The sequence below is a fragment of the Rhizobium sp. RU35A genome (genome assembly GCF_900156005.1).
GTDB classification, from domain to species: domain Bacteria; phylum Pseudomonadota; class Alphaproteobacteria; order Rhizobiales; family Rhizobiaceae; genus Neorhizobium; species Neorhizobium straminoryzae.
In genome coordinates this window covers 156,574-164,172 of the sequence record NZ_FTMR01000012.1, presented here as the reverse complement: position 1 = coordinate 164,172, position 7,599 = coordinate 156,574, and the positions used below count along the sequence as shown (strand labels likewise).

Annotated in this window: 6 protein-coding genes and 1 pseudogene; 1 reads left to right on the top strand and 6 read right to left on the bottom strand. The window is 62.0% G+C overall.

Annotated features, from left to right (window positions below; genetic code table 11):
* From F3H95_RS22770 to phoR, 6 genes and pseudogenes are all read right to left on the bottom strand, one after another.
* Nucleotides 1–107 (bottom strand): annotated as a pseudogene (locus F3H95_RS22770) (phosphate transport system regulatory protein PhoU); the annotation flags it as partial.
* A 66-nt stretch (nucleotides 108–173) separates the two neighbouring features.
* Complete coding sequence (pstB, locus tag F3H95_RS22765) at nucleotides 174–935, bottom strand: phosphate ABC transporter ATP-binding protein PstB (protein WP_244618107.1); 762 nt, start codon at nucleotides 933–935, stop codon at nucleotides 174–176.
* Nucleotides 936–1,000: 65 nt separating this feature from the next.
* A complete protein-coding gene (pstA, locus tag F3H95_RS22760; protein ID WP_142880740.1) occupies nucleotides 1,001–2,356 on the bottom strand; it encodes a phosphate ABC transporter permease PstA in 1,356 nt (451 codons plus the stop codon).
* Nucleotides 2,353–3,813 carry a phosphate ABC transporter permease subunit PstC gene (gene pstC, locus F3H95_RS22755; protein WP_149747668.1) on the bottom strand — a complete coding sequence of 487 codons (1,461 nt, stop codon included), beginning with the start codon at nucleotides 3,811–3,813 and terminating at the stop codon, nucleotides 2,353–2,355. The genes pstA and pstC overlap by 4 nt, the downstream gene beginning before the upstream one ends.
* 71 nt (nucleotides 3,814–3,884) lie before the next feature.
* Nucleotides 3,885–4,925: a substrate-binding domain-containing protein gene (locus F3H95_RS22750; RefSeq protein ID WP_142880742.1), complete on the bottom strand. Its 1,041-nt coding sequence runs from the start codon at nucleotides 4,923–4,925 to the stop codon at nucleotides 3,885–3,887.
* Nucleotides 4,926–5,118: 193 nt separating this feature from the next.
* Nucleotides 5,119–6,387, bottom strand: a complete 1,269-nt coding sequence (gene phoR, locus F3H95_RS22745; protein WP_149747667.1) for a phosphate regulon sensor histidine kinase PhoR — start codon at nucleotides 6,385–6,387, stop codon at nucleotides 5,119–5,121.
* Between the two features lie 287 nt (nucleotides 6,388–6,674).
* Between phoR and ppk2 the strand changes: the two genes are divergently transcribed.
* On the top strand, nucleotides 6,675–7,556 hold the full coding sequence (gene ppk2 / locus F3H95_RS22740; protein ID WP_149747666.1) for a polyphosphate kinase 2: 882 nt from the start codon (nucleotides 6,675–6,677) through the stop codon (nucleotides 7,554–7,556).
* Nucleotides 7,557–7,599: the final 43 nt, after the last annotated feature.

The window sequence follows — 7,599 nt, the reverse complement described above, 5'->3', positions numbered from 1 at the left end:
ACGGCTGCGCCGCACATCTCCTCGGCCAGACCGCCCATCTCGGAAATCCGGCGGTTCAGGTATTTCAGGTCTTCGTCAAAGGCTGACAGAATATGCGTGGAAGACATCTCATTTCCTTCCGAAAAAAGGCTTGGGCCCCAAACAACAGGCGAAAATCGGCAAAACCGGAAGGCTCAGCCGAAGCGGCCCATGATGTAATCCTGCGTACGCTGGTCGTCGGGGTTGGTGAACATCTTGTCAGTGTCGTTCTCCTCGACGAGCAGGCCGAGGTGGAACATCGCCGTGCGCTGCGAGACGCGGGCGGCCTGCTGCATGGAGTGCGTCACGATGACGATCGTGAAATTGGTCCGCAGTTCGTGGATGAGTTCCTCGACCTTGGCGGTCGCGATCGGGTCGAGCGCCGAGCAGGGCTCGTCCATCAGGATGATTTCCGGCGAGACGGCGACGGCGCGTGCAATGCACAGGCGCTGCTGCTGGCCACCCGAAAGGCCCGTGCCGGATTCATGCAGGCGATCCTTGACCTCGTTCCAGAGACCGGCCTTCTGCAGCGAAGCGGCGACGATGTCGTCCAGTTCCGACTTCTTGCGGGCAAGGCCGTGGATGCGCGGGCCATAGGCCACGTTCTCGTAGATCGACTTCGGGAACGGGTTCGGCTTCTGGAACACCATGCCGACCTTGGCGCGCAGCTGCACCGGATCGACCTTGGCATCGTAGATGTTTTCACCGTCGATCAGGATATGGCCTTCGACCCGGCAGCTGTCGATCGTGTCGTTCATGCGGTTGAGGCAGCGCAGGAAGGTTGACTTGCCGCAACCCGACGGCCCGATGAAGGCGGTGACGGAACGCGGACGGATCTCGATGCTGACATCGCGAAGCGCATGCTTCTCGCCGTAATAGACCTGCACATTGCGGGCGGAGATTTTCGTTTCGGTCATGGGGGAGGCCTTCGTGGTCGTCGTCGTCGTGTTCATGGAAGAGATGCTATTCATGGTCAGACCTCCTACCAACGGCGCTCGTAGCGGCGGCGCAAGATGATTGCGGACAAGTTCATCAGGATCAGGAAGACCAGCAGGACGATGATGGCGCCGGATGCCCGTTCGATGAAGGCCGGATCGCCGCGCTGCGTCCAGTTGTAGACCTGGACCGGAAGCGCGGAGGCCGGATCGAAAAAGCCTTCCGGCGGACCGGCCGGATAATCACGGACGAAAGCGACCATGCCGATCAGGAGCAATGGGGCCGTTTCGCCGAGCGCACGCGCCAGGCCGATGATGGTGCCGGTCAGGATGCCGGGCATCGCAAGCGGCAGCACGTGATGGAAGATCGCCTGCATCTTGGAGGCGCCGACGCCGAGTGCCGCATCGCGGATCGACGGCGGCACCGATTTCAGCGCCGCACGGGTGGCGATGATGATGGTCGGAAGCGTCATCAGGGTCAGCACGAGACCGCCAACCACCGGCGCCGATTGCGGCAGGCCGGCAAAGTTGATGAAGGCGGCAAGGCCGAGGATACCGAAGACGACGGAGGGAACGGCGGCCAGATTGGCGATGTTCACCTCGATCAGATCGGTAAAGCGGTTCTGCGGTGCGAATTCCTCGAGATAGATCGAGGCGGCAACGCCGAGCGGCAGCGACAGCACCAGCACGATGACCATCATGTAGACGGAGCCGAGGATGGCGACGCCGAGACCGGCAGCTTCCGGACGTGTGTCCGAGGCATCCGGGGCGGTGAAGAAGCCCCAGTTGAAATGCGTGACCAGAATGCCGGCCGACTTCAGCTTGTCGGCGAGCTGCAGCTGCGCCGGCGAGATGTTGCGATCCAGCTTTGCGCTCTCCATGGTCACGCGACCCTTGTAGTAGCCGTCGATGCGACCGGAGGCGAGCAGATCGAAATTGACCGTCGTGCCGATGGCCTGCGGATGGGCAAGCACATAACGGCGCAGATCGGCAGCCGCTTCCTTGGAAATCAGCTCGCCGGCGGCCTTGGCGCTGACGCCATCACCCGTCACGCCCTTGGCGGCCATGGCATCCGCCATCGCCTTTTCGATCAGCGGCGCATAGCCGAAGGTGGTGACCTTGGCGATTTCAGCCGGATCGCGCTTGCCGCCCTTGTCGAGCTTGGCCGGGTCCAGGAAGATGTCGAGCGAGATATAGGTCTGGCGGAAGGATGACAGGCCGTTCGACAGAATGGAGCCCAGCAGGAAGACGAGAACGAAGACGCCGACGAGAACAGCCACCAGGCCCATCATCCGGAAACGGGTTTCGGCAGCATTACGGCGACGGGTGCGCTCATCGAGTTCGAGAAGGGACTTGCCCCTTGGCGCAAGAGCGCTGGCGCCGGTAACGGTGAGATCGGTCATTCGTACTGCTCCCGGTATTTGCGCACGATGTAGAGGGCGAGAACATTCAGCGCCAGCGTGAAGGTGAAGAGGGTCAGACCGAGCGCGAAGGCGACGAGCGTTTCCGGGCTCGAAAATTCGGAGTCGCCGGTCAGCTGGCTGACGATCTTGACCGTGACCGTGGTCATGGCTTCGAAGGGATTGAGCGACAGCTTGGCGGAGGCGCCGGCACCGAGGACCACGATCATGGTTTCGCCGATGGCGCGGCTGGCGGCGAGCAGCACCGCACCGACGATGCCCGGAAGAGCGGCCGGCATGACCACCTTCTTGATGGTTTCCGAGCGGGTGGCGCCGAGACCGTAGGAACCGTCACGCAGGGCCTGCGGGACGGCATTGATGATGTCGTCCGACAGGGAGCTGACGAAGGGGATGATCATCACGCCCATGACCAGACCCGCCGTGAGAACGGAGGAGGAGGACGAACCGAGACCGAGCGGCTGGGCAAAGTAATCGCGCAGGAAGGGGCCGATGGTGACCAGCGCGAACAGGCCGTAGACGATGGTCGGGATCCCCGCCAGCATTTCGATGGCGGGCTTGGCAAAGCTGCGCATCGAGCGACCGGCATATTCCGAGAGGTAGATGGCGATCATCAGGCCGATCGGCACCGCCACCAGAAGCGCGATGAAGGAGACATACATCGTGCCCCACAGCAGCGGCAGGATGCCAAGCTCGGAACCGCCGCGGAACTGCGGGTTCCAGACGGTCGAGAAGAAGAACTGCGAGGCCGGATAGATCTTGAAGAAGGTGATCGTCTCGAACACCAGGGAGAAGACGATGCCGATGGTCGTCAGGATCGCGATGAGCGACGAGGCAATCAGCAGCGATTTGACGAAGCCTTCGCTGATGTTGCGCGCCCGCATCTGCGGTTCGATGCGACGATAGGCCAGGAAGGCCAGCGCCAGCGAGACGCCGAGCACCGCAATGGTCATCGCGAGAGCGCCACCCTTGGTGGTCTGGCGATAGGCTCGTGCCGCCTCGAACACGACGGGCTGCACCTCGCCCGCCAGCGCGACGCCGACCTCGGCCAGCCGCGCACGCACGGTCTGCGTATTGGCAGAAATGGTGTTCAGTTCGTCTTCGCCAAGACCGCCGCGTGCCAGAACGGCATCGAGACCGCCAGCAATACGGCGCACATCCGACATGACCAGGCTGCGGGCGCTGCCCTGGGCAATGGCACTGTCAGGGATCATGCCGCCGACGCGGCTTTCAACGACGATCGGCTGAACCAGCAGCCAGACGATCAGGAGAAGCAGGGCAGGCACGGCAGCGAAAAGCGCGACCGTCTGGCCATAATAGCCGGACAGGGAATGCAGCTTGATGCCGCTCTGCGCCGACAGCGAAAGGGCCTGTCTCTTGCCGGCAATATAGCCGGCGGCCGCAAACGCCAACACAACAAGAATAATGATGCCAACGTTCATCTTGGCCGCATCCTTCAAACAAAGGGAAATCCGGCGGCGCGATCGTCGCGCCGCCGGGCGTTTGTTTCAGATCAGTTCAGCGGGCCCATCGGCTTGCGGGCCTTGACGGCTTCCTGGGTCTTCTTCAGCTCCGGATCGGAAACCAGACCATAGGCAGCGAGCGGGCCGTTCGGGCCGGCCATTTCGTCCGACACGAAGAACTCGACGTACTGCTGCAGGCCCGGAATAACGTCCAGGTGCGCATTCTTCACGTAGAAGTACAGCGGACGCGAGACCGGGTACTTGCCGGAAGCGATGGTTTCAACCGAGGGCACGATGCCGGCCATCGTGGCGACCTGCAGCTTGTCGGTGTTGTTCTGGTAGAAGGACAGACCGAAAATGCCGATGCCGTTCTTGTTGGCGTCAACGCGGGCCAGCGTTTCCGGATAGTCGCCGTCGATGTCAACGGCAACGCCGTCGGTGCGGATGGCGGCGCAAACCTTGGTGGCGGCAGCCTTGTCGTTGTTGTTGGCAGCAAGCGCAACGTCGTAAGTGCCGTCTTCCTTGCAGCCGTCAACGATGACCTTCTCGTCGAACACTTCGCGGGTGCCATGCTTGGTGCCCGGAATGAAGGCCAGGATCGGCTGCGCCGGCAGGTCGGCGCGAACGTCCTTCCAGGTCTTGTTCGGGTTGTCGATCAGCTTGCCATCCTTGACGATCTTGGCGGCCAGAGCCTTGTGCCAGTCAGCCTGGGTGAAGGCGAACTTCGGGCCCTTGATGTCGGAGGCGAATACGATGCCATCGTAACCGATGCGGACTTCCTGGATCTCGGTCACGCCGTTCTTGGCGCAGGTCTCGATATCGGACTTGGAAATGCGCGAAGAGGAATTGGCGATGTCGATGGTGTTTTCACCTGCGCCTTCGCACAGCTTCTTGCGGCCGGCGCCCGAACCACCGCCTTCAACGACGGGGGTCGCAAACTTGGTGTTTTCACCGAAGGCTTCGGCAACGATCGAGGCATAGGGCAGAACGGTCGAGGAACCGGCAATCTGGATCTGGTCGCGCGCAGCAGCAGCGCCGGAAAACGCGACAGAGGCCACGAGGGCAGCCGCGGAAAGTTTCAGGATGTTCATTGGTGATCTCCCGTGATGGGCTTGTGTGAGTTCGTCTCAACCGGCGCTCGCTCTCGCCAGTGAGTAGGCAACCATCTCATAGCTGCCGCAGCGCCACCCTTTTATGTCAGTTCCGTGAAACATTTGTGACAGATCAAGCTTTTGATCTATAACAACAATTTCAAGACCCCCGAGAGCCAGACGTTTCTGTATGTTAAAAACGGACGGTGAAATCCGTGCCCTTGCCCAGCTCGGAGGTAATGATCAGCCGTGCACGATGACGGGTGAGGATATGCTTGACGATGGCAAGGCCAAGCCCGGTCCCCTTCTTGGAGCGGCTGTCGGCCACGCTGACGCGGTAGAAACGCTCCGTCAGACGCGGCACATGCTCGGCCGGAATGCCGGGACCATTGTCGACGACACTCAATTCCACCGGCTGCGAAGGCGCGTTGCGCAGGTAGACATCAACGAACTTTCCCTCCTGGCCATATTTGCAGGCATTCTCCACGAGATTCTCGATTACCTGCACCAGTTCATCCCGGTCCCCCATCACCTCGACCTTGGCCGCGGGCAGATGCAGGCGGATTTCCACGCCGAGATCCTGGGCCAGCGGCAGGAGGCTGTCGCGCACATGACCCGCCAGAGGCACGAGATCGACCCGCTGGCTGGGGGCGATATGCGCCTTCAACTCCAGCCGCGACAGAGACAGGAGATCGTCCACCAGCCGGCTCATGCGGTTGGCCTGATCGAGCATTATGCCGAGAAAGCGCTCATGCGCACCAGGATCCCCCTTGGCAGGCCCCTGCAGGGTCTCGATGAAGCCGCGAAGCGACGCAAGCGGCGTGCGCAGTTCGTGACTGGCATTGGCCACGAAATCGGAGCGCATGCGGTCGATCCGGCGCAATTCGGATATATCGCGGAAGGACAGCGCATAACAGAAGACGGCGGCGGCCGGATCAGTGCCCTCTGCCGCCGGCGGCACACCGATCGGCGCGATCCGCAGCAGGAAGACGCGTTCGGAGGGGTGGCGTTCGGAATACTCGATCTGGTTCGGCTGACCGGTGGCAATGGTTTCACGCACCATGTCCAGAATACCGGGCGCGCGCAGCCGCACCGAAAGATGAGAGCCGGCAGCGATTTCGCCAAAGGCGTCCTGGGCCGCATCGTTCTGGAACAGCACGTTGGCGTCGGCGCCAAGCACCATCACGGGCATGTCGAGTGCGGAATAGGCGACGCAGAGATCGATCATGGGGTCGCGCGGGAGCGGCGGCTCCGGGATATCTTCCGGCTCGTCCTCCTCGGTGATCGGCAGGGACGGCGACAAAAGCAGCGAGAGCAGGATCAACGTCCAACCGGCTGCGACGAACAGCGGGTTGATCTCCGCCGCAAGCGCCAGGGCCGCCAGCAGGGTGGCGGATGCCACCACCAGCCAGCCCCGCCGCAATGTCTCGCCGCGCCCCGCCTTCACATTCCGCAACGCCATACTCGCCTCTCCGACCCCGGCCGACACCGGCACGCACGCGCCGGAATTCGGTGCGCGCACCAACTTGACCGGTGGTGATATCTGCCTCGCATGACAGATATACATCGATGCGGCAATGCAACCTTGAAATTCGGCTTGTCCGCAACATTGCAATGCACCGTTTAATGCGGGTGCCGGAACAAAGAGCGGGGGCAGAGCCTTGATAGACAACGCACCTTCTGCCTCAATGCACCGACGCCGGATCGGCAGGAGGGCAAGGGCATGAACAGGATGAACGGGACTGCAGCATGAATGAAATGACGAGCAGCCGGGCCGTGACGCTCGACATCGGTGGCGAACGGCATGTCTTTGACATTGATGACCCCACATTGCCCAAATGGATCAGCGAGAAGGCTCTGTCCTCCGGCGGCTATCCCTACGACAAGAAGCTGGACGACGACCGCTACGAAGCCGAGCTTCGGCTGCTGCAGATCGAGCTCGTCAAGGTCCAGTCCTGGCTGCAGGAAAGCGGCGAGCGCGTGATGGCACTGTTCGAGGGACGCGATGCCGCCGGCAAGGGTGGCTCGATCTTTGCGGTGCGCGCCTATCTCAACCCGCGCGAGGCGCGGGTCGTCGCGCTTCCGAAGCCGACGCCGACGGAAGCCGGCCAGTGGTATTTCCAGCGCTATGTCGAACATTTCCCGACCGCCGGAGAGATCGTGCTGTTCGACCGCTCATGGTACAACCGCGCCGTTGTGGAGCCGGTGATGGGCTTCTGCACGCCCAAACAGCACCGCCATTTCCTCAAGGCAGCACCGGTCTTCGAAAAGCTCATCGTCGACGATGGTATCCACTTCTTCAAGTTCTGGCTCGATATCGGCCGCGAAATGCAGCTGAAGCGCTTTCATGACCGCCGGCATGACCCGCTGAAGATCTGGAAGCTCTCGCCGATGGACATCGCTTCGCTCGACCGCTGGAAAGAGTATGGCGAGAAACGCGACCAGATGCTGGAGGAAACCCATACCGACCACGCGCCGTGGACGGTGGTGCGCGCCAATGACAAGCGCAGGGCGCGGCTCTCCATCATCCGCCACCTGCTGGACAGCCTCGACTATTCGGGCAAGGACAGCAAGGCCATCGGCCAGATCGACAAGCGCATCCTCGACTTCGGTCCGAAGGCTTTTCGGTAGGTCGCTACCCGTTGCGGGCCACTGTTGCGTGTGATGCAGCCTG